A 25,957-nucleotide genomic window follows, 5' to 3' on the forward strand; every position below is an offset into this window, starting at 1 on the left:
CGATGAAACCTCTCGCAGCGGCTTACAGCCAACGCTTGCTCAAGGGCCAGGCGCCGACCTACGAGCGCCTGCAAGCGCGCCTGGCCGAAGACGGCAGCCCACTGGCCGCCGAGCCGATCGCGGTGCATTGCGGCTGGGGCCGGTTGTTGATCGGCCACACGTTTCCCGACCCGGCCAGCCTCGCCGAGGAGTTGCTCAATGAGCAGGCCGGCGAGCGCGATATCGCGCTGTACGTGGCCGCGCCCCAGCAGATCCTGGGGATCGATCCGCAGCAACTGTTCCTCGACCCGTCCGACACCTTGCGCTTGTGGTTCTCTGACTATCGTCCGTCGACCCGCGTGTTTCGTGGCTTCCGTATTCGCCGCGTGCAGACCGAGGCCGATTGGCAGGCGGTCAACCAGCTCTACCAGGGACGCGGCATGCTGCCGGTCGACGCCGCACGCCTGACGCCCCGCCACGCGGGCGGCCCGGTGTATTGGCTGGCCGAGGACGAAGACAGCGGCGCGGTGATCGGCAGCGTGATGGGCCTCAACCACCAGAAAGCCTTCCACGACCCGGAAAACGGTTGCAGCCTGTGGTGCCTGGCGGTCGACCCGCACTGCACCCGCCCCGGCGTCGGCGAAGTGCTGGTGCGCCATCTGGTGGAACACTTCATGAGCCGTGGCCTGAGCTACCTGGACCTGTCGGTGCTACACGACAACCGCCAGGCCAAGAGCCTGTACGCCAAGCTCGGCTTTCGCGCCCTGGCCACCTTTGCGATCAAGCGCAAGAACGGCATCAACCAGCCGCTGTTCCTCGGCCCTGGGCCGCAGGCGGGGTTCAACCCCTACGCGCGGATCATCGTCGAAGAAGCCCATCGTCGTGGCATCGACGTGCACGTGGACGACGCCGACGCCGGCCTGTTCACCCTCAGCCATGGCGGCCGACGCGTGCGCTGCCGTGAATCGTTGAGCGACCTGACCAGCGCCATCAGCATGACCTTGTGCCAGGACAAAAGCCTGACCCACAAGGTGCTCAACGCCGCCGGGTTGAAACTGCCGGCGCAACAACGGGCAGGCAGCGCCGATGACAACCTGGAGTTCCTCGACGAACACCAGCGCATCGTGGTCAAACCGCTCGATGGCGAACAAGGCCAAGGCGTGGCGGTGGATCTGCAGACCATCGAAGAGGTGCAACAAGCGATTGAAGCCGCGCGCCAGTTCGACAGCCGGGTCTTGCTCGAAAGTTTCCACGAAGGCCTGGACCTGCGCATCCTGGTGATCGGCTTCGAGGTGGTCGCCGCAGCGATCCGCCGCCCGGCCGAAGTGATCGGTGACGGCCAGCATTCGATCCGCGCCCTGATCGAGGCGCAAAGCCGTCGTCGCCAGGCCGCCACCGACGGCGAAAGCAAAATCCCCCTGGACGCCGAAACCGAGCGCACCCTGCACGCCGCCGGTTATGACTACGCCAGCATCCTGCCCAGTGGCGTGCAGTTGGCCGTGCGCCGAACCGCCAACCTGCACACCGGCGGCTGCCTGGAAGACGTCACCGGGATCCTCCATCCGACGCTGGTCGACGCCGCCGTGCGCGCCGCGCGGGCCCTCGACATCCCGATGGTCGGCCTCGACCTGATGGTGCCGGCGGCCGATCAACCGGAGTACGTGTTTATCGAAGCCAACGAACGGGCCGGGCTGGCCAATCATGAACCGCAGCCTGCGGCGGAGCGGTTTGTGGATTTGTTGTTTCCGCACAGTCAGCCGAGCGCTTGAAAGATGTATTGCCTGGAGCGGCGCTATCGCGGGCAAACCCGCTCCCACAGGTGACCGCATTCCACATGTAGGAGCGGACTCGCCCGCGCTGAAGCCCGCCCCGCCACCGCCGCTAACCCCTCATCGAAACCATCGATGCCCTCACCCCATCAGGAGTTTCCATGACCCGAACCCTCCCCGAACCGGATCTCAACTACCTGCAAAAAGTGCTGCTGGAAATGCTCGCCATTCCCAGCCCGACCGGCTTTACCGACACCATCGTGCGCTATGTCGCCGAGCGCCTGGAAGAACTCGGCATCCCCTTTGAAATGACCCGCCGTGGCACCATCCGCGCCACCCTCAAGGGCCAGAAAAACAGCCCCGACCGCGCGGTATCCGCGCACTTGGACACCATCGGCGCCGCCGTGCGGGCGATCAAAGACAACGGCCGCCTGACGCTCGCCCCGGTCGGCTGTTGGTCGAGCCGCTTTGCCGAAGGCAGCCGCGTCAGCCTGTTCACCGACAACGGCGTGATCCGTGGCAGCGTGTTACCGCTGATGGCCTCCGGGCATGCGTTCAACACCGCCGTGGATGAAATGCCGGTGAGTTGGGACCATGTCGAACTGCGTCTGGACGCGTACTGCGCCACCCGCGCCGATTGCGATTCCCTGGGGATCGGCATCGGTGACTATGTGGCGTTCGACCCGCTGCCCGAGTTCACCGAGAGCGGGCATATCAGCGCGCGTCACCTCGATGACAAGGCCGGCGTCGCCGCCCTGCTCGCCGCCCTCAAGGCGATCATCGACAGCGGCGAACCCTTGCTGATCGACTGCCACCCGCTGTTCACCATCACCGAGGAAACCGGCAGTGGCGCGGCGGCCGCGCTGCCCTGGGACGTGAGTGAGTTTGTCGGCATCGACATCGCCCCGGTCGCCCCCGGCCAGCATTCCAGCGAGCATGCCGTCAGCGTGGCGATGCAGGATTCCGGCGGGCCGTATGACTATCACCTGTCGCGTCACCTGCTGCGCCTGGCGACAGATAACGAACTGCCGGTACGCCGCGACCTGTTTCGTTATTACTTCAGTGATGCGCACTCGGCGGTCACCGCCGGCCACGACATTCGCACCGCCTTGCTGGCGTTTGGTTGCGATGCGACCCACGGCTACGAACGCACCCACATCGACAGCCTCGCGGCGCTGAGCCGTTTGTTGACGGCTTACATTCTCAGCCCGCCAGTGTTCGCCAGCGACGCGCAACCGGCGCAAGGTTCACTGGACCGGTTCAGTCATCAGCTCGAGCACGAGACCCAGATGGAAAGCGACACCCGCGTGCCGTCGGTGGACAGCCTGGTCGGCCAGAAGTCCTGACACTGGCAACAACGGTCCCGGCGCAGTAGCATCGCCGGGACTTAACCCCAGAGGCTTGTATGCTGATTCCCTACGACGCACTTGAAGTCGACACCCTGACCCGCCTCATCGAAGACTTCGTGACCCGCGACGGCACCGACAATGGCGACGACACGCCCCTGGAAACCCGCGTACTGCGCGTACGCCAGGCACTGACCAAGGGCCAGGCATTGATCGTATTCGACCCCGACAGCGAGCAATGCCAGTTGATGCTCAAACACGACGTGCCCAAGCATCTGTTCGACTGAAAGGGCAGTTCAGGGATTGGGCACCCGCACCGGATGAGTGGCGGTGCCCTGGCGTTCGACGATCTTCTGGTACACCTCGGCGCGATGGACCTGCACCCCGGCCGGGGCTTCGACCCCGAATTTCACCTGGGAACCGTTGAGTTCGAGAATGTGCAAGGCGATGTCATCGCCGATGGAAATGATTTCGCCTACGGCACGGCTTAAGACCAGCATGGCGGTTGTCCTTTTCGAGTGACAGGACCCCGACCTTGCGCGCCTGGGTGATGCTCAGCAATGACTTGCGGTCGAATCAGGCATCACCTACAGCAGTAGGTAATTTGCCTGACAGACCACATGATTTTTTTGCGCTGAGCCCAGTCAAGAAACCGATCAGCCCTTAATCGCCTGGGCTTTGGCGCGCATCTTGTCGGCCATCACGGTCATCTCGTCATACAGCAACTGCGGGTTCTTCTGCTTCAACGCCCAGGCCATCCGCCCTTGCTCGTGGGGCAGGATCATGAACTCACCCTCGGCCACCCGCTGATAAATGTAATCCGCGATATCGGCCGCCGAAATCGGCGAGCTTTCCAGCAACTTGCCCACCTGCGCCTTCATCGCCGGGGTCGGCCCACGGAATGAGTCCAACAAGTTGGTCTGGAAGAACGACGGGCACACCACGTGAACCCCGACTTCCTGCTGCTTGAGCTCCACCAGCAAACTCTCCGACAACGCCACCACACCCGCCTTGGCCACGTTGTAGTTGCTCATGGCCGGCCCTTGCATCAGCGCCGCCATTGAGGCGATGTTGATGATGCGGCCTTTGCTCTTTTCCAGCAGCGGCAGGAACGCCTTGCAGCCCTTGACCACGCCCATCAGGTTGATTGCGATCTGCCAGTCCCAGTCTTCCAGGGACAGTTCGGCGAAGAACCCGCCAGAGGCCACGCCAGCATTGTTGACGATCACATCGATCCCGCCCAGCTTGACCTCGCAGGCCTGGGCAAAGGCGGTGAGCTGGCTGTAGTCGCGCACATCGCAACGCTGGATAAACCCATCGCCGCCCGCCTCGCGCACTCGCTTGAGGGTCTCTTGCAAGCCTGGCTCGCTGACATCCGACAAGGCCAACTGCCAACCCTCGCGGGCCCAACGCAGCGCGATTTCGCGACCCAGTCCGGACCCGGCGCCGGTGATCATCATGCGATTTTGCATAGGAAAATAGCCTTGTGGTTCACGGAAGAAGTGATCGGCAGTGTAGCGAAGGTTTTTCCTACACCCACGCACCATCCAATTGATGAATGCCCTGAGCAAACCGCGGGACGGGTCGGATACTGCGCTACGCCCTAAGTTCAATATTTTTAAACTAAGCGCAGGCGCTCAATGACGCGTTAAAAGAAATAAGCGACTTTCCAAAATGCTTTAAAAAATAGGGAATTTTCTGTCAAGCGGCACAGTCGGAGTTGTTAAGGCGTCCGCAATTAAACCGGCGGGCCTAATGTTAAACAACCAGTCCTTGCACAAGGCCTATAAGGAAATACAACTATGAGCCTCATTTTAATCATCATCCTAATTCTCCTGCTGGTCGGCGGTTTGCCGGTGTTCCCGCACTCCCGTAGCTGGGGTTATGGGCCGTCGGGTATTCTCGGCGCCGTCCTGGTGGTGCTGCTGATTCTGTTGTTACTCGGCAAGATATAAACGCCGGGCAAAAAAAAGAGGCCTTCATGAAGGCCTCTTTTTTATTGCCGGGCTATTAGTCCGGCTTACCGTCGACAACACCGGCGGTGTTATCCAGCAAACTTTTGGTCGCGGTCTGCAGGAACGATTCGAGCTTCTGTTTCAGCCCAGCCTCGTCCGGCGATTCAGCAATCACTTTACCGGTCGGCTCGGCGCCCAGTTCGTATTGCCACAATTTCGCTGGCATTTCCTTAGGCAATACCAGCACGCGGTCGCCGGTGACCAACGCCACGGTCTGATCGCTGCCCGAAGGTTTGATCACGCCGAAGCCCTTGTCGCCTTCCGGCAGGTTGAGCAGGTCACGGCCCCAGCACTGGTGCAGGGTGTCGCCACCGAGACGGCCCATGATGGTCGGTACGATGTCGATCTGGGTACCCACGGTGTGGTCACGCTCGCCGAACTTCTCTTGCATGCCCGGTGCAATCATCAGCATTGGCACGTTGAAGCGGCCCAGGTCCATCTCGGTGATCTGCTGCTCGTTACCGAAACCGTGGTCGCCCACGATCACAAACAGGGTTTCCTTGAAGTACGGCTCCTTGCGGGCTTTTTCAAAGAACTGGCCCAGGGCCCAGTCGGAATAGCGCATCGCCGTCAAATGCTCGTTGAGGGTGCCACGGTCGGTGACTTTCTCCACCGGCAACGGGGTCGGCAAGGCATACGGCGTGTGGTTGGACAGGGTTTGCAGCAAGGCGTAGAACGGTTTGCCGCCTTCACGCGCTTTCAGTTCTTCCAGGCCACGGTTGAACATGTCCTGGTCGGACACGCCCCACGTCGGATCGGAGAACACCGGGTCGACAAAGTCGTTGCGGCCGATGAAGTTGGTCATGCCCTGGTTGCTGAAGAAACCCGACTGGTTGTCCCAGGCGAAATCGCCGTTGTAGACATACACATCGTCAAACTTGCGCGCACTGAGCAGCTGCGGCAGGCCCGACAGCTTGTGGCTGCCTTCCGGGGTCTGCATCAGGTATTCGAAACCCGGCAGGTTCGGGAAGCACGCCATGGTGGCAAACATACCCTGGTGGGTGTGAGTGCCGTTGGAGAAGAAGCGGTCGAACAGCAGGCCTTCCTTGGACAGTTTGTCGAAGTACGGCGTGATATTGCCCGGACGCCCCAGGGCGCCCACCGAGTGACCGGCGAAGCTCTCCAATAGGATGACCACGACGTTTTTGATCGGCAGGGTTTTCTCGGCCGGTGGCGTGAAATCACGGCGCACGGCGGCGGTGTCGGTATCCACCAGCTTCTCTTGCGGCAGCACCAGCATGTCGCGCACGGTCTGGGTGGCCAGCGACTGTTCGAGGGTGGCCTTCCAGATGTTGGTGCGTTCTTCGGAGAAGCGCGACTTGGCTGCGGCGATCAGCGACAACGTGCCATTGAGGCCCAACTGGTTGGCGAAGTTCGAGTCGGTGGTGTAGACGTCACCCCAACGCAGCGGCGGGCCCTGGCGCAGGGTGCCACGGGCGGCGACCACGGCGACCAGCAGGCACACCACAAACACCGCGATCCGCGAATACCACGGCGCCACTTGGCGGGTGCCAATGCTGCCGCCGCTGAACGGGCCGCGTGGGCGCGTCGCGCGGTCGGCACCCTTGAAGGCCATGCTCAGGATCAGCGTGCCCACGGCCCAGGCCAGCAGGTAGCGCACCACCGGGAAACCGTACCAGAGCATGCTCATCACGGTTTTCGGGTCTTCCTTCACGTATTGGAAGACCAGGCCGTTGAGGCGCTGGTGGAATTCGCGGTAGAAGTCCATCTCCATCAGGCCCAGGAACAGCGCGATGCTGGAGGCCAGGGTCAGCCAGAAACGGAAGAACCCCCGCGCGGCCATGGCCCTCACGCTGAACAATGCCAGCAGCAAGGGGATCACCAAGTACACCACCAGGCGAATGTCCAGGCGCAGGCCGTTGGCGAACGCTTCCAGGAAGGTCGAGGCCGGTGTGTCGAGGATCATCTCGCGGTTGTACGCCAGCAGCGCCAGGCGCAGCAGGGAGAACATCACCATCATGACCAGCGCGCAAAGCAGCGTGTATGCCAGATGGGATTTGACGGTCGGTTGCAGCAGGCGATTAGAAGCTCGCTGCTGATTCAGGGCGTCCGGGTTTGCCATGTCGTTTCAGGACCCATTGGAAGTTTAAGTTGCGAAAGAGTGCAGTGGCGTCCGACCCTCGCCCAGGCTGGCTGGGGTAGGCGGTAAACGCGGTGGCGCAAATGGTGCCCGATCACTGCCGGCAACGCTATTAATTACTGAACGCGTGCCGCAATCCCGCCGCTGACGGCGCGTGAGATAGAGCCGTCGCCGGGAGATAAAGCCGGCGAATTGTCTTGGATGAGATGTGAAAATTTCGTACAGCGAATATTTCGACACACAATATTAAGGTATTCGCTGAAACCATTGTGGGAGAGGGCTTGCCCCCGATAGCGGTGGTTCAGCCACTGTTGTAAGGACTGATACACCGCTATCGGGGGCAAGCCCCCTCCCACATTTTCCGTGCCCGCTTCAGCTTGAGTGAAGCTGGCGCTCAGAAGCGCATGTTGCCCCGTGGCCCGGCGATCGCCCAGATGATCAGGCCCAGTACCGGCAGCAGCAGGATCAACAGAATCCACAGCACCTTGGCACCGGTGCTTGCGCCACTTTTGAACACATTGATGATCGCCCAGATATCCAGCGCGAGGATGATCAACCCGACCAGACCGTTGAAAGTGGAACCCATGGTGTCGCTCCTAAGTGAGGGCATGCCCTTGTAGGATAGCCAGCCCTGGCTGCGGTTCCGTTTTATTTCAGACGTGGACCGCGACCCGCAGCGCTTCCAGGGACGGCTCGCCCTTGATGCCAACTTCGGCGCACAGTTCCAGCACGCGCGGCAGGTCGTTGCCGTACACCAGCACGGCCTGGATCTCGTCATCCAGTGGCTGGCTGAGGTTCAGCAACACATAACCACCGTCTTCCGGGCTGAGCGCACTCATCTGGATCTGGATGCGATTGAGCGCGGTAAGGGCTTCGGTCTTGGCCAGTTGCTTGGGCTTGAGGTTAAACGCCACGCCGGGACCAAACGATGCAACGATCTGCGCAAACAGGTCGCCATAGGTGTCGGCCTGGAACAGGACGGTGTCCGGCAGGCTGCCGACCACTACCCACTCGCCCAACGGAATCGAGAACGTATCGTCGTAGTTGATGTCCGGGTTTGCCGCCAGAAACGCCACAGGGTCGGCGTAGGCCTGCGCCGCTTCCTCGGCGATGCGCGCCACCTCGTCGTCGCCCATGACGCCGGCGCTGATTTTACGGATGAGTTCGACGAGGGCGTTTTTCATGAAAGGGTCCTGTGGCGGGCGGGTTTTTGAGGGCGCGTAGCCTACACCAGTTTCTGCAACTGCGCCGCCGTATCCACCGCGCCCATGGTCTGTGCCGCTGCCAGTGCCGTGGCGCCCTGGGCGTCGATCGCCTTGGGGTTGGCGCCCTGGCTGAGCAGGTAGTCGAGCATTTCGACGCGGTTGAACATCGCCGCCATCATCAACGCGGTGCGCCCGTCCGAGGATGAAGCGTCAACCGGCGCGCCGCCTTCGATCAGCGCCTTGACCACGGGCAAATGGCCCTTGAACGCCGCACCGGCCATCGGCAGTTGATGCTTGTCATTGGCGATCTGCGGGTCAGCCTTGAATTCCAGCAGCACTTTTACCGCGTCGGCGTGGCCGTGATAAGCGGCCAGCATCAGCAAGGTGTCGCCATTGTGGTTTCGCAGGTTGGCTGGCAAGCCCTTGGCCAGCAGCGCGGCCATCAGGGCGGCATCGCCTCTGCGCGCGACGTCGAAGACCTGCTCGGCAAATTCGGCGGCTTCGTCGTCAGTCATTTGTTTGGCGTGGTCCGACATGTGGGGGCTCCTTGTCTGGTAAGGCTTGGGGTACTGAAGAGTAGGCGCCCAGTGTCGCGAGGGAGTTCCCCACTGTCATGGTTTTTTTGTCGAAAGCGGCCATAGGCAGAATCAATAGCGGAAGTGACCGCCCTGGATCTGCGCGAGCAACTGGCCGGTGACAGGCACGTAACTGTCCGAACCGGGCAACCAGGCGTACACCGGGTCGTTGCCCGCCTTTTCCGGGTCGAACGCTTCCTCCTTGAGCCGCACTTTCTGGTACTTGAACGTGCCCGTCGTCTCCATCTTCATCTTGATCCGCAGGAACAGCGGCACCGCATAGTGCGGCAACTGGCCATGGGCGAATTGCAACAACTCGCGCATATCCAGGGCGGCCAGGGATTCGCTGGGGGTGATGGCGACCATGCCGGCGCGGCCATTGGTGTTTTCGATCTCGACACCGTAGGCCACCACTTCGGCGATCTGCGGGTGTTGCAGCAGGATGTTCTCAACCTCGGTGGTGGAGACGTTTTCACCTTTCCAGCGATAGGTATCCCCCAGGCGATCGACAAATTGCGCATGGCCAAAACCGATGCTGCGCAGCAGATCGCCGGTATTGAAGTAACGGTCGCCCTTTTCGAACACGTCGGTCAGCACCACCTTGCGGTTCTTTTCCGGGTCGGTGTAGCCGTCGAACGGCGCCTTTTCATCGATCCTGGCCAGCAACAGGCCCTGCCCGCCCGTTTGCACCTTGCGCATGAAACCATCGGCGCCACGCAGTGGCTCACCGCTGTCGTGGGCGTAGTCCACCAGCGCCCAGTGCTGCAGGCAGAAGCCGATGGTGTTGTCGAAATTCAACACATTGGTGAAGCCGATATTGCCGTCACTCGCGGCATACAGCTCACAGATATGCTCGACGCCAAAGCGTTGCTTGAACTGCGCCCATACGCCGGGCCGCAGGCCATTGCCGACCATCTTGGTCACGCGGTTGTCACGATCCTGGACGTTGGCGGGTTGGTCGAGCAGGTAACGGCACAGCTCACCGACATAACCGAGGGTGGTGGCGTTGAACTTGCGCACATCGTCCCAGAACTGGCTGGCGCTGAATTTGCGGCGAATCGCGAACCCCGACGCGCCGACAATCGCCGAGCCCCAGCACACGCAAAGGCCAGTGGCGTGGTACAGCGGCAAGGTGCAATACAGGACGTCGGCGGGGCCCATGTCGAGGGCGATACTGCCGAAGCTGACGGCGGTTTTGGTCCAGCGGCCATGTTTCATGATGCCGGCCTTGGGCAAGCCGGTGGTGCCGGAGGTGTAGATATAGAAGCACGGGTCGTTGAAAAATATCTGCTGGGAGCTGGCCGGGTTATCCGCCGCGCACTCGGCGCTGGCGGCCATCAGGTCGACATAGCCAGCAGGCACGGCGCTGCTGTGCTGATCCGCGACAAACCAGGTGCGGCCCGTCTCGATCGCCACTTGCTCGCGCACCGCCGTGTAGGCCGCCACCAATTCCGCCCCCACCACAATCGCCACCGGGTTGACCAGATTCAGGCTGTGAACCAGCGCCGCCTGGGTTTGCGCGGTATTGAGCATGGCGCAGATGCCGCCCAGCTTGGCCACGGCCAGCACGTTGAGCAGCAATTCTGGGCGATTTTCAATAAACAACGCCACTACATCGCCCTTGCGGATGCCCTGGCTGTGCAAGTGGTGGGCGATGCGGTTCGCACGCTGATTGGCGTCGCGGTAACTAAGCACGCTGTCGCCATACAACAACGCAGCACCGTCAGGGTTGCGCAAGGCTGCTTGCTCGAAATGCCAGCCCAGGCCACAGGGCTGCGCGGGGTCGGTGACATTGGCGGCACGCATGCCGCGGACCACCCGAGGCAAGGCCCGGACGATGGCGGGCACCTTACGCAGCAGCATGCGCCAGGTAATCATGTCGTTTTGCGGAGGGTTCATAGAGGAACGTCCTTTTTCTTATTCTTCGTGGAGGCCAGAAGCTCCGGCACTTTTGTAGGCAGCAAGCCAAATGCTCACGGGAAAATACGCCAGCCGTTCTTCGGCTGTACACGCGGGATTTGAAATGTTTTGTATCCCAGGCCGGCAACAGGCAACCGACAAACAGGGAATTTAGCGACACATCCACAGTCCTTATGAGTAACGATGCATCCGCCTGGCCGGATCGAATAGCGCAAAATGCAGGATGCATGATGGCCACTCATGCAAATTGCACGAAATCAAAAATCCATATTTTTCACAACTCATTGATTTTAAAAGACTTATTACAAAGTTGTAAGATGGCACAATCACTGCACCTATCACTCCATGCTTGCCAACTTGAGCCAACGGAGCTGATAGACATGAGCCTGATCCAAGATAAATTCGCCTCAGTATTCTCCCAATACGACGTCACCACTCAGCCACGCCCGGACGGCGGTATCCTGCTGACCCTGCGCAACAGCGAAGGTAAGCAGGTCAAGCGTTCGATCTCCTACCAGCAATTGCACACGGCCGATCAACTCACCTGGGTAATCAGCGCCATTCGCCGCGACCTGGCCGAACAAGCCAGCGACCTGCCGCAAATTTCGATGCTGCAAAGCCAGAACCGCTTTGCCCTGCCGACTTACCACTCGGCATAAGCCACACATAAAAAAGGGCCGCGACGCCATTCAGCGTCGCGGCCCTTTTTTATGAACTCAACACAGGCCCAGGCGGGCCGCTTCATTCATCGCTTGTACACGATTGTTGACGTGTAACTTGCCGTAGATGTTACGTAGGTGGAATTTCACCGCGGCTTGGGACGTTTCACGAATCCGGCTGATTTCCCAGATCGTCTTGCCTTCGGAGGCCCAGCGCAAGATCTCCAATTCGGTCGGGGTCAGGGGCTTGCCGGACAGGGCCAAGCGTTTTCTGACATCGGTGGGCACGCTCAACGGCGCGCCTGACGCTTCTGGATCACTCATCGCTTTCTCTCCTTCTTATTGGCTGATGCTTATCGCCTTTCGGATTCCTCCTATTGACAGGCGATATAAACATTGAGACCGGGGAGAGTTACATAATGCAGAGCGTTAGAGCGTAAGGCCGGTGATAAACAGCCAGGCCTTACAGATAAATAAGCCACTTCCCACAACAAAATCCAACTTGCCGGGGTTGAACATTCAAGTCGATTAAGACTAGTCATCCATCCCCGGAAAACCGGCAGCGATATCGTCCCCGCTGAACTCAGGCACCCCGCCGCTTGCCGTATGGGACAGGCGCAACATCACAAAATGTGGGTTCTCGCCCATATCGAACCAATGAGGCATGCCGGCCGGGATCACCAGCAGGTCATTTTTCTCACAGCGCACGCCGTACACATAGTCGCCAATGTGCAAGGCAAACAGGCCTTGGCCGGCGATGAAAAAGCGCACGTCATCTTCGCTGCAACGGCGCTCGGCGAGGAACTGATCGCGCAATGCCGCCTTCTGCGCAGGATCGCCGGGGACACGCAGCACGTCGACGCAGGCATAGCCGAGGGCGTCGATCTGCGGCCGGTACGCCGCGATCATGGCGGCGTCGTTCGCGCCTTTTTCAATAATGCCGGGCTGCCAGCGCTCGAATCGCACGCCATGCTCGGCCAGGGTCGACACGACATCCTCGAAGTGGGTCAGGACTTTGTTCGGGGTGTCCGGTGTGGCAACGTGGTAAACAGCTACATAACTCATAGGACAGTTCCTTGGTTCTGCTCGTGCAATCGAAAGCCGATGATAAGGGCGGCGGCCAGGGCCGCAACGCTGGCGATACTGAAGGTCAGGGTCGGCCCCAACAGGTTCCAGCTGTAACCGGCATACAACGCACCCAGCGCGCCGCCGGTGCCGGCCAAGGCCGCGTATAACGCCTGGCCCTGACCTTGCTGGCGGGCGCCGAAGCTGCGCTGCACAAAGGCAATCGCCGCCGCATGAAAGCTGCCGAAGGTGGCCGCGTGCATCACCTGCGCCAACAGCAGCACCCAGAAAAACTCAGCGAACGCGCCCAACAACAACCAGCGCAGCGCCGCCAACAGGAAACTCGCCATTAACACCCGGCGCAGCGAAAAGCGCGTGAGGATGCGGCTCATGCCCAGGAACATCAACACTTCCGCCACCACCCCGAGGGCCCACAGCATGCCGATCACACCACGGCTGTAGCCCAAGTGTTCCAGGTGCAGGGTGAGAAAGGTGTAATACGGCCCATGGCTCATTTGCATCAACGCCACGCAGGCATAAAACGCCAGGACGCCGGGGCTGCGCAACTGCTTGAGGAAGCCTTCGCCGGCCAAGCGAGGGCCGTGGTTCGCGGGCTGCGCGTTCGGCACCCACAGGCTGGCAGCGATGATGCCGGCCATGATCACCACGACCACCACCGGGTAAATATCCAGGCTCAGCCAGTCGAACAGGCGGCCCATGATCACCACCGTGAGGATGAACCCGATGGAGCCCCACAGGCGGATCTGGCTATAGCGCGAGGTCTGCTGGTGCAGGTGGGCCAGGGTGATCACTTCAAACTGCGGCAGCACCGCATGCCAGAAAAACGCATGCAGGGCCATGACCAGGGCCAGCCAGGCGTAGGTCTTGCTGACGAAAATCAGCGCAAAACTCACCAGGGTACATACCGCACCAACGCGCACGATGGCCAGGCGTCGGCCGGTGTAGTCGCCCAGCCAGCCCCACAGATTGGGCGCCACGCAGCGCATCAGCATGGGGATGGCCACCAGCTCGCCGATACGCGCGCTGGAGAACCCCAGGTGATCGAAGTACAGCGCCAGGAATGGCGCCGTCGCCCCCAGCAGGGCGAAGTAGAAGAGGTAGAAGCTGGAGAGTCGCCAGTACGGGAGGGCTGGCGTCATGCAAGGGGCCGCTTCGCGGCCCCACGCGAGCAAACTCGCTCGCCATACACCGTCACAGCTGGCCCAGCACCGGGGTACTCACGCGCACATCGGCGTTTTGCCCACGGTTGCGCAGCAGGTGATCCATCAACACGATGGCCATCATCGCTTCGGCGATCGGCGTGGCACGGATGCCGACGCACGGATCGTGGCGGCCCTTGGTGATCACGTCCACCGGGTTGCCATATACATCGATCGAACGGCCCGGAGTGGTGATGCTCGACGTGGCCTTGAGCGCCAGGTGCGCAACGATCGGCTGACCGGAGGAAATACCGCCGAGGATGCCGCCCGCATTGTTGCTGAGGAAGCCCTGCGGGGTCAGTTCATCGCGATGCTCGGTGCCGCGCTGGGACACGCAGGCGAACCCGGCGCCGATTTCAACGCCTTTGACGGCGTTGATGCTCATCAGCGCGTGGGCCAGTTCAGCGTCCAGGCGGTCGAAGATCGGCTCGCCGAGGCCCGGTTTCACGCCCTCGGCGACCACGGTGATTTTCGCCCCGACGGAATCCTGGTCGCGGCGCAACTGGTCCATATAGGCTTCCAGCTCAGGCACTTTGTCCGGGTCCGGGCAGAAAAAGGCGTTGTCGTCGACGCTGTCCCAGGTCTTGAACGGGATTTCGATCGGGCCCAGCTGGCTCATGTAGCCACGGATAACGATGCCCTGGGTCGCCAGGTATTTCTTGGCGATGGCACCGGCGGCCACGCGCATCGCGGTTTCGCGGGCCGAGCTACGGCCGCCGCCACGGTAGTCGCGTTCGCCGTATTTGTGGTGGTAGGTGTAGTCCGCGTGGGCCGGGCGGAACAGGTCCTTGATCGCCGAGTAGTCCTTGGACTTCTGGTCGGTGTTGCGGATCAGCAGGCCGATGGCACAGCCGGTGGTGCGACCTTCGAACACGCCGGAGAGGATCTCGACTTCATCGGGTTCCTGGCGCTGCGTGGTGTGGCGGCTGGTGCCGGGCTTGCGGCGGTCGAGGTCACGCTGCAGGTCTTCCAGGGACAGCTCGAGGCCGGGCGGGCAGCCGTCGACAATGGCGACCAACGCCGGGCCATGGCTTTCGCCCGCGGTGGTGACAGTGAACAGCTTGCCGAAGGTATTGCCGGACATGCAGGGCGCTCCGTGAAATCAGTTGTAATCACTCAGCAGTGATAACCAAGCTCGCCAGTATACGCGGGCCAACCGACTAGTTCATCCTCGAAACCTTACCGGTAGACGTTGGTCGAACCGGCACCTCCTGAATGATGGCGCGATGATGTTTCGAGTTTTGCTGTTTACCCTCTCCCTGTTCACTGCCGTAGCCCATGCGGCGTCCCCCGTGGTGTTGCAACGGCCCATCAGCCTCGACACCGGCAACGGCGAGCTGTTCGGCTCGCTGCTGCTGCCGCAGTCCGACAAACCGGTGCCGGTGGTGCTGATCATTGCCGGCTCCGGCCCGACCGACCGCAACGGCAACAGTGCCGACGGCGCGCGCAACGACAGTCTCAAGCGCCTGGCCTGGGTGCTGGCTCGGCATAACATCGCCAGCGTGCGCTACGACAAACGCGGCGTGGCGGCCAGCCTGGCCGCCACCCCCGATGAACGCAACCTGACCCTCGACGCCTACGTGGCCGACGCCGTGGCCTGGGGCAAGCTGCTCAAAGCCGACAAGCGCATGGGCCCGCTGATCGTGCTGGGCCATAGCGAAGGCGCGCTGGTGGCTGCGCTGGCGGCACCGCAACTCGACCCGGCCGGGGTGATTTCCCTGTCCGGCAGCGCCCGTCCGGTCGATCAGGTGATCCGCCAGCAACTGGCCGGTCATCTCCCCCCGGCCCTGCAGTTGCGCAGCAATGAAATCCTCGACCACCTCAAGGCAGGCCAAGTAGATGCCGATGTGCCTGACCCACTGCTGGGCATTTTCCGACCCAGCGTGCAGCCGTATCTGATCAGCCTGTTTCGCGCCGATCCCTCGGCCGCCTTTGCCAAGTTGCGCATGCCGGCACTGATCATCCAGGGCACCAACGATTTCCAGGTGGGTGTGGGCGATGCCCGGCAATTGAAGAACGCCAAGCCCGATGCCGAACTGACGTTGATCGAAGGCATGAACCATGTGATGCGCATCGTGCCCAATGAGGTGAAGCAACAGTTGGAGTCGTACAACGACCCGCAATTACCCCTCGCCGCCGAGCTGGGAACCCGCCTGGTGCGCTTTATCGACGGACTTCAACCCCGTTAACCGACTAATTGCCTCCAGTACTGGGAAAAACGGCCGATAAGCCCAACGTCGACAGCAAAAAGCCTGTCGACTGGCTGGGCTTGGACAGGATCGCGCCGCATGACTAACACCGAAGCAACACCAGAACCTACCGCCGACACCCCGGCGGAAGACACCGAGGTCGTCGACGCGACGCCCCTGCCGTGGGCGGACGTGCAGGCCGAACATTTCAAAATGCTGCGTCTGGCGCCTCTGACCATCGACCGCGCCACAGGGGTACGGCCTTTGCGGTTTGTGCAATTTGGCTATGTCGAGCGCCATGACCACCATCACAGCCTGCTGCGTATGGTCATCCAGTTGCCGGGCCAACGGGTGCGCCGCGAGCAGAATCACCTGGACATCTGGGTCGATCACGATAAACACCGTGTGCATTTCGGCCCGGGCAATAGCCTCGAAATCGAACCGGCCAACCGTGGCATCGGCCGCTTCCTGGTCGCCCAAGGTGCCGCGTGGGCGAAGAAGAAGTGGTCGCACTACCGCGTCGACGGTGTGGACCTGTCCAACAAGGACGCCCTAAACGAAGCTACACGCCTGCGCCGCGATCATTTTTTGCGTATCCAGGGTTTTGATGTGGCCTACGCCGACGTGCAGCATCTGAAGGGCAGCGTGCAGCCCGGCAAGGTCAGCGACGTGCTCGATAGCTGGAACACCGAGAAAGTGCAGTTCGTTGAAATCCTTGAAGCCGCGCAAATGCTGCAACAGGCCGAGCAGAACCTGATAGAGCAGGAAGTGAAGCTGCGCAAGGAAGAGGAAAAGGTCACCAAGTTCAAGCGTGAGGACAGCGGGCTGCGCTTCACCATCACCTGTTTGGTGGCGTTTACCGTGTTTCAGGCCGGGTTGTTGATCTGGATTGCCACCCACCGGTGATGTGGGAGGGGCTTGCTCCCGATAGCGGTGCATCAGTCAATGCATTCAGTGACTGACACGCCCTCATCGGGGGCAAGCCCCCTTCCACCGTTATCAGCGAGGTCGGTTAAACCCTGGCGGCAAATACCGCCTGATGGTTGCGGCACTGCTCCGCCGTGAGCATGAACACCCCGTGCCCACCGCGCTGGAACTCCAGCCAGGCGAAGTCCACTTCCGGGTACAGCGCCTCGACATGCACCTGGCTGTTGCCCACTTCGACGATCAACAAGCCCTTCTCGGTCAGGTGGTCCGCCGCTTCGGCCAGCATCCGCCGTACTAGGTTCAAGCCATCGTCGCCGCAGGCCAGGCCCAGTTCCGGTTCGTGCTGGTACTCGTCCGGCATGTCGGCAAAGTCTTCGGCGTCCACATACGGTGGGTTGGACACGATCAAATCGAAGCGCTGGCCTGGCAAACCATCAAAGCCATCGCCCTGCACGGTATACACACGCTCGTCGGCGCCATGGCGCTCAATGTTCTGGTTGGCCACTTCCAACGCTTCAAACGACACGTCCCCCAACACCACTTCGGCGTCCTGGAACTCGTAGGCACAGGCGATGCCGATGCAACCAGAGCCGGTACACAGGTCGAGAATGCGTGCCGGCGGCTGGTCCAGCCAGGGTTCGAAGCGGTTTTCGATCAGTTCGCTGATCGGTGAGCGCGGGATCAGCACGCGCTCGTCAACGATAAACGACATGCCGCAGAACCAGGCTTCGCCAATCAGGTAGGCTGTCGGCACCCGCTCATGGATGCGACGGTGGAGCAGCCGTTGCAGGTGGGCAACTTCCTCTTCTTCCAGGTTGCAATCGAGGTAGCCGTCGGCGATTTCCCAGGGCAGATGCAAGGCGCCGAGCACCAATTGCCGGGCGTCGTCCCAGGCATTGTCGGTACCATGCCCGAAAAACAGCTCTTCCCCATGGAAACGGCTGACAGCCCAACGGATATGGTCGCGCAAGGTGCGCAGGCGGGAAGTGATCACGGGGGCAGACTCCTGGAAAAAACGACTGGCGATTCTAACAGCCTTCGTCTGTAGCGACGATGTACGAAAAGCCTCAGCCGTATGTCGGATTTCATCCAATTTGCCATCATCGCGTCAAACAAGCGCACCTCTTGACATGGCTGCACGCCAGCAACGGCGTAGCTTACGATGGTAGCGATTCACAGAACCGCTCAGCCAGTGGACAATGGCGCAAAAGCCCCCCTCACAGGAGCCCCCAGAATGTCCGTTCCAAAGACGATGTTTCAAATCAGCGGTCGAGGTTACGCGGCGGCCAATCTCAGCCATGCGACCCTCGTGATCATCGATGCGCAGAAGGAATACCTCAGCGGTCCACTCGCCCTCACGGGCATGGACGCGGCGGTCGGCAATATCAAGCAACTGGTCGCCGCGGCGCGCAACGCCGGTCGCCCGATTGTGCATGTGCGCCACCTGGGCACCGTGGGCGGCCTGTTTGACCCGCAAGGCGAGCGCGGCGAGTTCATTCCCGGCCTGGAGCCTATGGGCGACGAAACCATCATCGGTAAACTGCTGCCCAGCGCGTTCCACGGCACCGGCCTGGAAAAACACCTGCAGGACCTCGGTCCTCTGGACCTGATCGTCTGCGGTTTCATGAGCCACTCCAGCGTCAGCACCACCGTGCGCGCCGCCAAGAACCTGGGCTTTCGTTGCACCCTGGTGGAAGACGCCTGCGCCACCCGCGACCTGCCGTACAAGGGCGGCGTCCTGAGTGCCGAGCACGTGCAACAAACCGAAATGGCCATCATGGCCGACAACTTCGCTACCCTCGCCTTGACCAAAGACCTGATCTGATTGCCCTGGGATGAGCGGCGCGGCCGATTCGAGGCCCCGCTCATCTGCAAATGCCTGTCATTTGCTGCAATTACCTCTGGCACCGGAACAACCTGTGTATCTTCCGGTCGAAGGGCCGATACCCTGGAGGAAAGGTCGGAATGAAGATATCCGATGGTTTTGATGCTCGTCGCTTGCGCCCCAAGGGCCGGAGCAACTGGCGTCTGCGCCTGGCAACCGGCATTGCCGCGCTGCTGGCGATAATAGGTGTGCTGCTGGCGGTCGCCGGCGGCGCTGGTTTGTCGGGACATTCCCCGGCGCTGGGCGAACTGAATACCAGCCCCGGCGGCTCGGCGATTCTGTTGGTGATCGGCCTGTTGGTGCTGTGGTTCGGCGTGTGGTTGTGGCGCCGTAGCCGGCGCCGGATGCACCAGCCATTGGAGCTGAACATCGCCTCGCACTTGATGAAAAAACACGACTGATGGCGTTTGGATAGCGTTTCCTACGCCCCGGCCGCCGCGATTTAGGTAAACTGCCCGCCCCTCGCGGAGGCTGACATGCAAGACGACGATTTTTCCCTGTTCAAAAACGAGCTGCGCGGCGTCAAGCCGATCAAGCACGACCGCGCCGAGACCGGCAAACCCAAGACTGATCGGGCGCAGATCGCCAAGCTGCGCCAGGCCGCGACCGTGCGCACCGATGCCACCACCGTGGACGGCCTGTCGGACCAGTTCGTCATCGACGTCGGCCCCGAAGACGAGTTGATGTGGGCCCGCGACGGCGTGCAGGAAAGCCAGATGCGCAAGCTCAAGGTTGGCCAGATTCCGTTCGAAGGCAGCCTCGACCTGCACGGTATGAATGTGGAAAAAGCCCGGGAAACCCTCTGGGCATTCCTCGCCGAAGCCACCAAGTTCGAAATCCGCTGCGTGCGCGTCACCCACGGCAAGGCCGTGCGCCTGGACGGCAAGCGGCCGATGATCAAGAGCCACGTCAACACCTGGCTGCGCCAGCATGCCCAGGTGCTCGGCTTTACCTCTTGCCAGGCCCGCCATGGTGGCGCGGGAGCGGTGTACGTGATGCTCAAGCGCACCATGATGGAAGGGCGCGACGAGTAATAAGTGCCATCGTCAGGCTTGCAGCGATGTGTCGGCCACCGTACCCTTGCGCTTTGCGAAAATCCCACAGGTAGTTTCATGTCCCTGGAACAGAATTACACCGCGATCCTCGGCCAACTCGGCGAGGACGTTACCCGCGAGGGCCTGCTCGACACGCCAAAGCGTGCCGCCAAGGCGATGCAGTACCTTTGCCGCGGCTATGAACAGACACTGGAAGAAGTCACCAACGGTGCCTTGTTCAGCTCCGACAACAGCGAAATGGTGCTGGTCAAGGACATCGAGTTGTACTCGCTGTGCGAACACCATCTGCTGCCGTTTATCGGCAAGGCCCACGTCGCGTATATCCCGAGCGGCAAAGTACTGGGCCTGTCAAAGGTCGCACGGATTGTCGACATGTATGCGCGCCGCCTGCAGATCCAGGAAAACCTCAGCCGCCAGATCGCCGATGCCGTGATGCAAGTGACCGGCGCGCTGGGCGTGGCCGTGGTGATCGAAGCCAAGCACATGTGCATGATGATGCGCGGTGTGGAGAAACAGAATTCGTCGATGATCACCTCGGTGATGCTGGGTGAGTTCCGCGAAAACGCGGCGACCCGCAGCGAGTTCCTCAGCCTGATCAAGTAATCGGCTGGGTAGGAAAAAGCCGGCGTTCATCGCCGGTTTTTTTTCGCCCCCGTAAATCAAGTAAGATGCGGCCCTCTGTTCTGGGCAAGAGGTTTCAGCCATGTTCGTCAAAGCACTTCGAGTGGGCCTCGGCCACGTCATCATCGCGGGCGACTTCATTACCCGCCCACGCAAAAAGCAGCGCCCCGCCGAACAGCAGGCGCAGGTCAACGCGGCTGCCAAAGAACTGACCCTGTATCAGTTCCACGCTTGCCCGTTCTGCGTGAAGACCCGTCGTACCCTGCATCGCCTGAATGTGCCGGTAGCGTTGAAGGATGCGAAGAACAACGAACAGGATCGCCAGGCCCTGCTGGAGCAAGGCGGCAAGATCAAAGTGCCGTGCCTGCGCATCGAAGAGAATGGCCAGACCACCTGGATGTATGACTCCAAGGTGATCATCGATTACCTGGACAAGCGTTTCGCTGCCATCTGACAGACCTGCGCAGTTCCACTGTGGGAGGGGGCTTGCCCCCGATGAGGGAGTGTCAGTCGCCGAATACATCGACTGACACTCTGCTATCGGGGGCAAGCCCCCTCCCACATTTAGTTCGGTGTTGGCAAATCCAGGTCCAGATCCAGCAATGCAGAACCCAGGCATTTGCCATGGGCATCCAGCGCCAGCGAGCGGGTCACACCGCCGCGCAAGATCCCCGGCAACCAAGGCGATCATCGATTACCTGGACAAGCGTTTCGCTGCCATCTGACAGACCTGCGCAGTTCCACTGTGGGAGGGGGCTTGCCCCCGATGAGGGAGTGTCAGTCGCCGAATACATCGACTGACACTCTGCTATCGGGGGCAAGCCCCCTCCCACATTCAGTTCGGTGTTGGCAAATCCAGGTCCAGATCCAGCAATGCAGAACCCAGGCATTTGCCACGGGCATCCAGCGCCAGCGAGCGGGTCACACCGCCGCGCAAGATCCCCGGCAACCAAGGTGATCATCGATTACCTGGACAAGCGTTTCGCCGCCATCTGACAGGCCTGCGCAGTTCCACTGTGGGAGGGGGCTTGCCCCCGATGAGGGAGTGTCAGTCGCCGAATACATCGACTGACAATCCGCTATCGGGGGCAAGCCCCCTCCCACATTTAGTTCGGTGTTTGCAAATCCAGGTCCAGATCCAGCAATGCAGAACCCAGGCATTTGCCACGGGCATCCAGCGCCAGCGAGCGGGTCACACCGCCGCGCAAGATCCCCGGCAACCAAGGCGATCATCGATTACCTGGACAAGCGTTTCGCTGCCATCTGACAGACCTGCGCAGTTCCACTGTGGGAGGGGGCTTGCCCCCGATGAGGGAGTGTCAGTCGCCGAATACATCGACTGACACTCTGCTATCGGGGGCAAGCCCCCTCCCACATTCAGTTCGGTGTTGGCAAATCCAGGTCCACATCCAGCAGCGCCGAACCCAAGCATTTGCCATGGGCATCCAGCGCCAGCGAGCGGGTCACACCGCCGCGCAAGATCCCGGGCAACACGAAGTTCAGCGCCTGAACATTGGGCAACTCATAGCGCCGTACCGGCGCCGCACCCGGTTCCAACAAACCGGCGAAGAACGCCGCCACACGCTCGGCCGTGAGCTGTTCGCAGAGCAGCGGATAATCCTCGGCGCGATAAGCAATGATCGAGATATTCGACGTGTCGCCCTTATCCCCGGTGCGGGAATGAGCCAGTGTATGCAGCTTCATGCTTCGATCCTCGGGTTGACTGCGTCACGCGGCAACAACAACGATGCCACCGCCACCACCTGGCGCACGCTCTTGCTGGCACCGCCGCCGCCGGACGGGCCGTTGGTGTAGAGGGTTTCCACTTCATTGCCGACCCGCACCGCTTCGCTGCGGTCTTCACAGCGCGCTGCCACGCGCAGGCGCACTTCCCACGGCTCGACGCCGCTGCGCGGGCCGTGCAGCGAGTCCATGCCGATCAACTCGGCGCGCACGTCCTGCATCTTCACGCCCATCAGTTCCAGGCGCTTAAGCACCACCTCCCGCGCCAGTTGGGCGCGTGCGACGGCCCCCGGTCCGCCGTAGGACATCTGCCCCTCGCCGATCCATCCGTCCAGATAACCCACGCTGACTTTCAGCCGCTCCGGCCGTGCCCGTCCGGCAGCGCCCCGGGCGCGTACCCGGTCGACGCTTTCCTCGACAAAGCTCACACCGGAAAAGTCGGCGGTGACATCCGGCGTCAGGTATGCCGCCGGGTCATGCACTTCGTAAATCAGTTGCTCAGTACACGTGGCGCGGCTGACGCGCCCGCCGGACCCGCTCACTTTGGTGATCACGGCGTTGCCCTCGGCATCGATCTCGGCCAAGGGGAAGCCCAGGCGCGCCAGGTCGTCCACGTCCTTGAACCCGGGATCGGCGAAGTAACCACCGCTGACCTGCCCCGCGCATTCGAGCAAATGCCCGACCAGCGTGCCACGCCCCAGGCGCAGCCAGTCGTGCGCCGCCCAACCGAACTCAAACATCTGCGGCGCCAGGAACAACGAGGGGTCGGCAACACGCCCGGTGATCACCACATCGGCCTCGGCGCGCAACGCATCCAGAATGCCATCGACGCCCAGGTAGGCGTTCGCGGAAATCAGCCGCGCGCCCAGCGAGCCGAGCGTCTGGCCGTTATCCAACACCTGCTCGGGGCGCAACACGTCGAGCACATCATCACCCACCACCGCCACGACCTTGAGGGCCAGGCCCAGTTCGCTGGCGATGCGCCGCACTTCACGGGCCGCCGACACCGGGTTGGCCGCGCCCATATTGGTGATCACCCGCAAGCGCCGGCGACCTTCATGCTCGCCGACAAAGGGCAGCACCCGGCGCATGCGTTCACTCAGCAGCGGGTCATACCCGCCCTGCGGATCGCTGATGCGCGCCTGTTGCGCCAAGGCGATGGTGCGTTCGGCCAGGCATTCGAAGACCAGATAATCCAGGTCACCCTGTTCGGCCAGTTCCACGGCAGGTTCGATACGGTCGCCGGAGTAGCCGGCGCCGGAACCGATGCGCAAGGTTTTCATCTCAAAACACTCCCAAGAGCAACGCCGTCAGGGTCATCAACACCGACGCGGCGAACAGAAACGGAATGGTGAAGCGCTGGTGATCGGCCAGTTCGATCTTGCACAGGCCCACCAACAGGAAGGTCGCGGGGGTCAGCGGGCTGACCGGGAAACCAGTGGTGTGTACGCCGAGCAATGAGGCCTGGGCCACTTGCAGGGGGTCTACGCCCAGGGCCTTGCCGACTTCGGCGATCACCGGCATCACGCCGAAATAGTAGGAATCGGGGTCAAACAACATGCTCAGCGGCATGGAAATAAAGCCCACCACCGCCGGGATCAACTTGCCATGGCCGGCCGGAATCTGCGCCACCGCCACTTCGGCAATCGCCTTGAGCATGCCGGTGCCTTGCATGATGCCGGTGAAAACCCCGGCGGCGAGCAGGATACTGGCCATGGTCAGCGCCGTTTTTGCATGGGCGTCGATGCGTGCACGCTGGGCGTCGACATTCGGGTAGTTGATGCACAGCGCGACCACGGTACCGAGCATGAACATCACCACCGGGTCGACCCAGCCGGCAATCATCACCACCATGACCAGCACGGTCAGGAGCAGGTTGACCCAGAACAGCCGTGGGCGACGCAGCTTGATGTCGTCGTCGCTGAGCACCCGTTGCGGCATGGCGTCCACCGTCGAACCGGCGCCCAGGCCCAGGCGTTTTTCCTCACGATGACCAAGCCACCAGGCGCAGGCGAAGACGAAGATCAAGCCGACGATCTGCACCGGGATCAGCGGCTGGAACAGGTCCGCCACCGGCACATGCAGCGCGGCCGACGAGCGCAGTACCGGGCCGGTCCACGGTAGGAAGTTGACCCCGGCGGCCATCGCGCAGACGCAGGCGAGGATGCGTTTGTCGATGCCCAGCCGCGTATACAGCGGCAGCATCGCCGGCACCGTCACCAGAAACGTCACCGCGCCGGAGCCGTCCAAGTGAACCAGCAGGGCCAGGGTCGCGGTGCCAACGACAATGCGTGTAGGGCGCGTCCCTACTGTGCGCAGGATGCGATCAATGATGGGGTCCAGCATGCCGGCATCGGTCATGATCCCGAAAAACAGGATCGCGAACACAAACATGCCCACCACCGGGGCGACGTTCTTGATACCGGTAATGACGAAGGCACTGGTTTGCAGGCCGAACCCGCCGAGCAGCGCGGCGATGATCGGTAAGGCGATCAGCGCCACCAGGGGCGAGAGGCGTTTGCTCATGACGGCAGCGAGCAAGCAAAGGATGGTAATGACACCCAGGGTAGCGAGCATGGGTTACTCCAGAGCGGCCTTGGTGGCCGGTTATTGTTTTCCCTGGAGTATTGGAAGCGCGTTAGACTTTGTAAATTGGAATATTCACCCGTTGGCGTTCGGAAAAACAAAATGAAGAATTCAATCCAACACATCCAAGCCTTCCTCACCGTCGCGCGCACCGGCAGCTTTACCAAGGCGGCCAACGAACTGCACCTGTCGCCGTCCGCGCTCACCGTGCAAGTTCAGCAACTGGAGGACTGGCTCGGCGTCGCCCTGCTCGACCGCAGCCCGCGGCATGTGAGCATCACCGCCGCCGGCCAGGAGGCGCGCGGGCCGATGGAAAAACTGCTGCTGGACCTGGACAACATCGTCACCGGCTCCCGCGACCTCGCCGCCCTGCGCCGGGGCGTGGTGACTATCGCCGCCCTGCCCTCGGTCTGCGCAGGCGCCCTGCCGCCCGCGCTGCGCCTGTTTCGCGAACACTTCGCCGGGATCGACGTGCGCCTGCATGACTTGGTGGCCCACCGCATTCATGCCCAGGTGCGCTCGGGCGAAGTGGACTTCGGCATCGGCGTGCGCGCACGACTGAGCCACGGACTGGCGTTTGTGCCGGTACTCAATGATCGGTTATGCGCGTTTGTCCCGCTGGATCATCCGCTCGCCCGCCATCGGGCGTTGACCCTGGAGCAACTGGCGGATCAGCCGATCATCCTGACCGGACGCGACAGCAGCGTGCGCGAGCACGTCGAGGCGTTATTTGATCAGACACGCCTGACGATGAACGCAGGCATGGAGGCCAATTACATGTCGACCGTACTGGCACTGGTGCGTCAGGGGCTGGGGATCAGTGTGCTGCCCGAATCAGCGGCGGACAGCCTGGAAGGGTTGAAGCGCATCGCCATCGACCATCCCGACGTGAACCGGGAGATCGGGCTGATCAGTCGCAGCGGGATAGGCCTGAGCCCGGCGGCGCAGCGCTGTTTCGACTTACTGCATGAACAATTATCCGACACACCACTGAGCTAAATGTGGGAGGGGGCTTGCTCCCGATAGCGGTGGTTCAGTCATGCATCAGGTGACTGACACGGCCCTATCGGGAGCAAGCCCCCTCCCACAGTTGACCG

The 25,957-nt window shown here is 61.7% G+C and carries 28 protein-coding genes; 13 read left to right on the forward strand and 15 right to left on the reverse strand.

Annotation, left to right across the window (positions count from 1 at the left end; translation table 11 throughout):
* Positions 1-2 precede the first annotated feature (2 nt).
* The 3 genes from ngg (at position 3) to P3S72_RS21445 (ending at position 3,381) form a co-directional block, all read left to right on the forward strand.
* Complete coding sequence (ngg, locus tag P3S72_RS21435) at positions 3-1,748, forward strand: N-acetylglutaminylglutamine synthetase (RefSeq protein ID WP_276194133.1); 1,746 nt, start codon at positions 3-5, stop codon at positions 1,746-1,748.
* 161 nt (positions 1,749-1,909) lie between these two features.
* Positions 1,910-3,094 (forward strand): osmoprotectant NAGGN system M42 family peptidase, encoded by a 1,185-nt coding sequence (locus tag P3S72_RS21440; protein WP_276194134.1) that lies wholly within the window; start codon positions 1,910-1,912, stop codon positions 3,092-3,094.
* A gap of 59 nt (positions 3,095-3,153) precedes the next feature.
* Positions 3,154-3,381, forward strand: coding sequence for a YheU family protein (locus P3S72_RS21445; protein WP_003236706.1), 228 nt, complete (start codon positions 3,154-3,156; stop codon positions 3,379-3,381).
* A 9-nt stretch (positions 3,382-3,390) separates the two neighbouring features.
* Here P3S72_RS21445 and csrA read toward each other — a convergent pair whose 3' ends face one another.
* Both csrA and P3S72_RS21455 read right to left on the reverse strand, forming a co-directional pair.
* Positions 3,391-3,594: a carbon storage regulator CsrA gene (gene csrA, locus P3S72_RS21450; protein WP_276194135.1), complete on the reverse strand. Its 204-nt coding sequence runs from the start codon at positions 3,592-3,594 to the stop codon at positions 3,391-3,393.
* A gap of 156 nt (positions 3,595-3,750) precedes the next feature.
* Entirely contained in the window at positions 3,751-4,566 is an 816-nt protein-coding gene (locus tag P3S72_RS21455; protein WP_198717299.1) for an SDR family oxidoreductase, read from the reverse strand.
* Between the two features lie 330 nt (positions 4,567-4,896).
* Between P3S72_RS21455 and P3S72_RS21460 the strand changes: the two genes are divergently transcribed.
* Positions 4,897-5,049: a DUF3309 family protein gene (locus P3S72_RS21460; protein WP_198717298.1), complete on the forward strand. Its 153-nt coding sequence runs from the start codon at positions 4,897-4,899 to the stop codon at positions 5,047-5,049.
* Between the two features lie 55 nt (positions 5,050-5,104).
* Here P3S72_RS21460 and P3S72_RS21465 read toward each other — a convergent pair whose 3' ends face one another.
* The 5 genes from P3S72_RS21465 to P3S72_RS21485 form a co-directional block, all read right to left on the reverse strand.
* A complete protein-coding gene (locus P3S72_RS21465) occupies positions 5,105-7,192 on the reverse strand; it encodes an LTA synthase family protein (protein WP_276194136.1) in 2,088 nt (695 codons plus the stop codon).
* Positions 7,193-7,604: 412 nt separating this feature from the next.
* The gene (locus P3S72_RS21470) at positions 7,605-7,796 is read right to left on the reverse strand and encodes a PLDc N-terminal domain-containing protein (protein WP_198717296.1); all 192 of its coding nucleotides are present in this window, start codon (positions 7,794-7,796) and stop codon (positions 7,605-7,607) included.
* 67 nt (positions 7,797-7,863) lie between these two features.
* The gene (locus tag P3S72_RS21475; RefSeq protein WP_276194137.1) at positions 7,864-8,394 is read right to left on the reverse strand and encodes a hypothetical protein; all 531 of its coding nucleotides are present in this window, start codon (positions 8,392-8,394) and stop codon (positions 7,864-7,866) included.
* A gap of 41 nt (positions 8,395-8,435) precedes the next feature.
* Positions 8,436-8,951 (reverse strand): ankyrin repeat domain-containing protein, encoded by a 516-nt coding sequence (locus P3S72_RS21480; protein WP_198717294.1) that lies wholly within the window; start codon positions 8,949-8,951, stop codon positions 8,436-8,438.
* Positions 8,952-9,062: 111 nt separating this feature from the next.
* Positions 9,063-10,889 carry a long-chain-acyl-CoA synthetase gene (locus P3S72_RS21485; RefSeq protein WP_276194138.1) on the reverse strand — a complete coding sequence of 609 codons (1,827 nt, stop codon included), beginning with the start codon at positions 10,887-10,889 and terminating at the stop codon, positions 9,063-9,065.
* Positions 10,890-11,290: 401 nt separating this feature from the next.
* Here P3S72_RS21485 and P3S72_RS21490 point away from each other — a divergent pair, with 401 nt between their 5' ends.
* Positions 11,291-11,569 (forward strand): DUF3509 domain-containing protein, encoded by a 279-nt coding sequence (locus tag P3S72_RS21490; protein ID WP_048721059.1) that lies wholly within the window; start codon positions 11,291-11,293, stop codon positions 11,567-11,569.
* Between the two features lie 57 nt (positions 11,570-11,626).
* Here P3S72_RS21490 and P3S72_RS21495 read toward each other — a convergent pair whose 3' ends face one another.
* From P3S72_RS21495 to aroC, 4 genes are all read right to left on the reverse strand, one after another.
* Positions 11,627-11,893, reverse strand: a complete 267-nt coding sequence (locus P3S72_RS21495; RefSeq protein WP_247404572.1) for a helix-turn-helix transcriptional regulator — start codon at positions 11,891-11,893, stop codon at positions 11,627-11,629.
* Positions 11,894-12,103: 210 nt separating this feature from the next.
* Positions 12,104-12,634, reverse strand: coding sequence for an acireductone dioxygenase (locus P3S72_RS21500; protein ID WP_276194139.1), 531 nt, complete (start codon positions 12,632-12,634; stop codon positions 12,104-12,106).
* Positions 12,631-13,794 (reverse strand): MFS transporter, encoded by a 1,164-nt coding sequence (locus tag P3S72_RS21505; RefSeq protein WP_276194140.1) that lies wholly within the window; start codon positions 13,792-13,794, stop codon positions 12,631-12,633. The genes P3S72_RS21500 and P3S72_RS21505 overlap by 4 nt, the downstream gene beginning before the upstream one ends.
* 52 nt (positions 13,795-13,846) lie before the next feature.
* The gene (gene aroC, locus P3S72_RS21510; protein WP_276194141.1) at positions 13,847-14,938 is read right to left on the reverse strand and encodes a chorismate synthase; all 1,092 of its coding nucleotides are present in this window, start codon (positions 14,936-14,938) and stop codon (positions 13,847-13,849) included.
* A gap of 142 nt (positions 14,939-15,080) precedes the next feature.
* Between aroC and P3S72_RS21515 the strand changes: the two genes are divergently transcribed.
* Both P3S72_RS21515 and P3S72_RS21520 read left to right on the forward strand, forming a co-directional pair.
* Positions 15,081-16,043 carry an alpha/beta fold hydrolase gene (locus P3S72_RS21515; protein WP_276194142.1) on the forward strand — a complete coding sequence of 321 codons (963 nt, stop codon included), beginning with the start codon at positions 15,081-15,083 and terminating at the stop codon, positions 16,041-16,043.
* Positions 16,044-16,142: 99 nt separating this feature from the next.
* The gene (locus P3S72_RS21520) at positions 16,143-16,949 is read left to right on the forward strand and encodes a hypothetical protein (protein WP_276194143.1); all 807 of its coding nucleotides are present in this window, start codon (positions 16,143-16,145) and stop codon (positions 16,947-16,949) included.
* A 106-nt stretch (positions 16,950-17,055) separates the two neighbouring features.
* Here the strand turns inward: P3S72_RS21520 and prmB are convergent, their stop codons facing one another.
* Positions 17,056-17,964 carry a 50S ribosomal protein L3 N(5)-glutamine methyltransferase gene (prmB, locus tag P3S72_RS21525; protein WP_276194144.1) on the reverse strand — a complete coding sequence of 303 codons (909 nt, stop codon included), beginning with the start codon at positions 17,962-17,964 and terminating at the stop codon, positions 17,056-17,058.
* 240 nt (positions 17,965-18,204) lie between these two features.
* Here prmB and P3S72_RS21530 point away from each other — a divergent pair, with 240 nt between their 5' ends.
* The 5 genes from P3S72_RS21530 (at position 18,205) to P3S72_RS21550 (ending at position 20,985) form a co-directional block, all read left to right on the forward strand.
* A complete protein-coding gene (locus tag P3S72_RS21530) occupies positions 18,205-18,795 on the forward strand; it encodes a cysteine hydrolase family protein (protein WP_198717286.1) in 591 nt (196 codons plus the stop codon).
* A gap of 140 nt (positions 18,796-18,935) precedes the next feature.
* Positions 18,936-19,256 (forward strand): hypothetical protein, encoded by a 321-nt coding sequence (locus tag P3S72_RS21535; protein WP_276194145.1) that lies wholly within the window; start codon positions 18,936-18,938, stop codon positions 19,254-19,256.
* A gap of 75 nt (positions 19,257-19,331) precedes the next feature.
* The gene (locus tag P3S72_RS21540) at positions 19,332-19,889 is read left to right on the forward strand and encodes a Smr/MutS family protein (RefSeq protein ID WP_198717284.1); all 558 of its coding nucleotides are present in this window, start codon (positions 19,332-19,334) and stop codon (positions 19,887-19,889) included.
* Between the two features lie 78 nt (positions 19,890-19,967).
* Positions 19,968-20,513: a GTP cyclohydrolase I FolE gene (gene folE, locus P3S72_RS21545; protein ID WP_017845839.1), complete on the forward strand. Its 546-nt coding sequence runs from the start codon at positions 19,968-19,970 to the stop codon at positions 20,511-20,513.
* A 100-nt stretch (positions 20,514-20,613) separates the two neighbouring features.
* Positions 20,614-20,985: a glutathione S-transferase N-terminal domain-containing protein gene (locus P3S72_RS21550; RefSeq protein ID WP_276194146.1), complete on the forward strand. Its 372-nt coding sequence runs from the start codon at positions 20,614-20,616 to the stop codon at positions 20,983-20,985.
* A gap of 923 nt (positions 20,986-21,908) precedes the next feature.
* Here P3S72_RS21550 and P3S72_RS21555 read toward each other — a convergent pair.
* Genes P3S72_RS21555 through P3S72_RS21565 form a run of 3 tightly spaced genes read right to left on the reverse strand, consistent with a single transcriptional unit; the run spans position 21,909 to position 24,851 of the window.
* Complete coding sequence (locus P3S72_RS21555; RefSeq protein WP_276194147.1) at positions 21,909-22,235, reverse strand: hypothetical protein; 327 nt, start codon at positions 22,233-22,235, stop codon at positions 21,909-21,911.
* Complete coding sequence (locus P3S72_RS21560; RefSeq protein WP_276194148.1) at positions 22,232-23,557, reverse strand: acyclic terpene utilization AtuA family protein; 1,326 nt, start codon at positions 23,555-23,557, stop codon at positions 22,232-22,234. The genes P3S72_RS21555 and P3S72_RS21560 overlap by 4 nt, the downstream gene beginning before the upstream one ends.
* Before the next feature lies 1 nt (position 23,558).
* Entirely contained in the window at positions 23,559-24,851 is a 1,293-nt protein-coding gene (locus P3S72_RS21565) for a citrate:proton symporter (protein ID WP_198717280.1), read from the reverse strand.
* A gap of 111 nt (positions 24,852-24,962) precedes the next feature.
* On the opposite strand from P3S72_RS21565, the gene P3S72_RS21570 reads away from it, so the two are divergent.
* Entirely contained in the window at positions 24,963-25,859 is an 897-nt protein-coding gene (locus P3S72_RS21570) for a LysR family transcriptional regulator (RefSeq protein ID WP_276194149.1), read from the forward strand.
* Positions 25,860-25,957: the final 98 nt, after the last annotated feature.

This window comes from Pseudomonas sp. D3, assembly GCF_029320995.1.
Lineage (GTDB): Bacteria > Pseudomonadota > Gammaproteobacteria > Pseudomonadales > Pseudomonadaceae > Aquipseudomonas > Aquipseudomonas paraveronii.

Coding starts and splice junctions, on each gene's coding strand:
- P3S72_RS21535 (WP_276194145.1), top strand. CDS start 18,936: ATGAAGATATCCGATGGTTTTGATGCTCGTCGCTTGCGCCCCAAGGGC.
- P3S72_RS21495 (WP_247404572.1), bottom strand. CDS start 11,893: ATGAGTGATCCAGAAGCGTCAGGCGCGCCGTTGAGCGTGCCCACCGAT.
- P3S72_RS21515 (WP_276194142.1), top strand. CDS start 15,081: ATGATGTTTCGAGTTTTGCTGTTTACCCTCTCCCTGTTCACTGCCGTA.
- P3S72_RS21555 (WP_276194147.1), bottom strand. CDS start 22,235: ATGAAGCTGCATACACTGGCTCATTCCCGCACCGGGGATAAGGGCGAC.
- P3S72_RS21565 (WP_198717280.1), bottom strand. CDS start 24,851: ATGCTCGCTACCCTGGGTGTCATTACCATCCTTTGCTTGCTCGCTGCC.
- ngg (WP_276194133.1), top strand. CDS start 3: ATGAAACCTCTCGCAGCGGCTTACAGCCAACGCTTGCTCAAGGGCCAG.
- P3S72_RS21475 (WP_276194137.1), bottom strand. CDS start 8,394: ATGAAAAACGCCCTCGTCGAACTCATCCGTAAAATCAGCGCCGGCGTC.
- P3S72_RS21485 (WP_276194138.1), bottom strand. CDS start 10,889: ATGAACCCTCCGCAAAACGACATGATTACCTGGCGCATGCTGCTGCGT.
- P3S72_RS21445 (WP_003236706.1), top strand. CDS start 3,154: ATGCTGATTCCCTACGACGCACTTGAAGTCGACACCCTGACCCGCCTC.
- P3S72_RS21560 (WP_276194148.1), bottom strand. CDS start 23,557: ATGAAAACCTTGCGCATCGGTTCCGGCGCCGGCTACTCCGGCGACCGT.
- P3S72_RS21570 (WP_276194149.1), top strand. CDS start 24,963: ATGAAGAATTCAATCCAACACATCCAAGCCTTCCTCACCGTCGCGCGC.
- P3S72_RS21455 (WP_198717299.1), bottom strand. CDS start 4,566: ATGCAAAATCGCATGATGATCACCGGCGCCGGGTCCGGACTGGGTCGC.
- aroC (WP_276194141.1), bottom strand. CDS start 14,938: ATGTCCGGCAATACCTTCGGCAAGCTGTTCACTGTCACCACCGCGGGC.
- P3S72_RS21550 (WP_276194146.1), top strand. CDS start 20,614: ATGTTCGTCAAAGCACTTCGAGTGGGCCTCGGCCACGTCATCATCGCG.
- P3S72_RS21500 (WP_276194139.1), bottom strand. CDS start 12,634: ATGAGTTATGTAGCTGTTTACCACGTTGCCACACCGGACACCCCGAAC.
- P3S72_RS21540 (WP_198717284.1), top strand. CDS start 19,332: ATGCAAGACGACGATTTTTCCCTGTTCAAAAACGAGCTGCGCGGCGTC.
- P3S72_RS21465 (WP_276194136.1), bottom strand. CDS start 7,192: ATGGCAAACCCGGACGCCCTGAATCAGCAGCGAGCTTCTAATCGCCTG.
- P3S72_RS21505 (WP_276194140.1), bottom strand. CDS start 13,794: ATGACGCCAGCCCTCCCGTACTGGCGACTCTCCAGCTTCTACCTCTTC.
- folE (WP_017845839.1), top strand. CDS start 19,968: ATGTCCCTGGAACAGAATTACACCGCGATCCTCGGCCAACTCGGCGAG.
- P3S72_RS21520 (WP_276194143.1), top strand. CDS start 16,143: ATGACTAACACCGAAGCAACACCAGAACCTACCGCCGACACCCCGGCG.
- csrA (WP_276194135.1), bottom strand. CDS start 3,594: ATGCTGGTCTTAAGCCGTGCCGTAGGCGAAATCATTTCCATCGGCGAT.
- P3S72_RS21490 (WP_048721059.1), top strand. CDS start 11,291: ATGAGCCTGATCCAAGATAAATTCGCCTCAGTATTCTCCCAATACGAC.
- P3S72_RS21480 (WP_198717294.1), bottom strand. CDS start 8,951: ATGTCGGACCACGCCAAACAAATGACTGACGACGAAGCCGCCGAATTT.
- P3S72_RS21470 (WP_198717296.1), bottom strand. CDS start 7,796: ATGGGTTCCACTTTCAACGGTCTGGTCGGGTTGATCATCCTCGCGCTG.
- P3S72_RS21530 (WP_198717286.1), top strand. CDS start 18,205: ATGTCCGTTCCAAAGACGATGTTTCAAATCAGCGGTCGAGGTTACGCG.
- P3S72_RS21440 (WP_276194134.1), top strand. CDS start 1,910: ATGACCCGAACCCTCCCCGAACCGGATCTCAACTACCTGCAAAAAGTG.
- P3S72_RS21460 (WP_198717298.1), top strand. CDS start 4,897: ATGAGCCTCATTTTAATCATCATCCTAATTCTCCTGCTGGTCGGCGGT.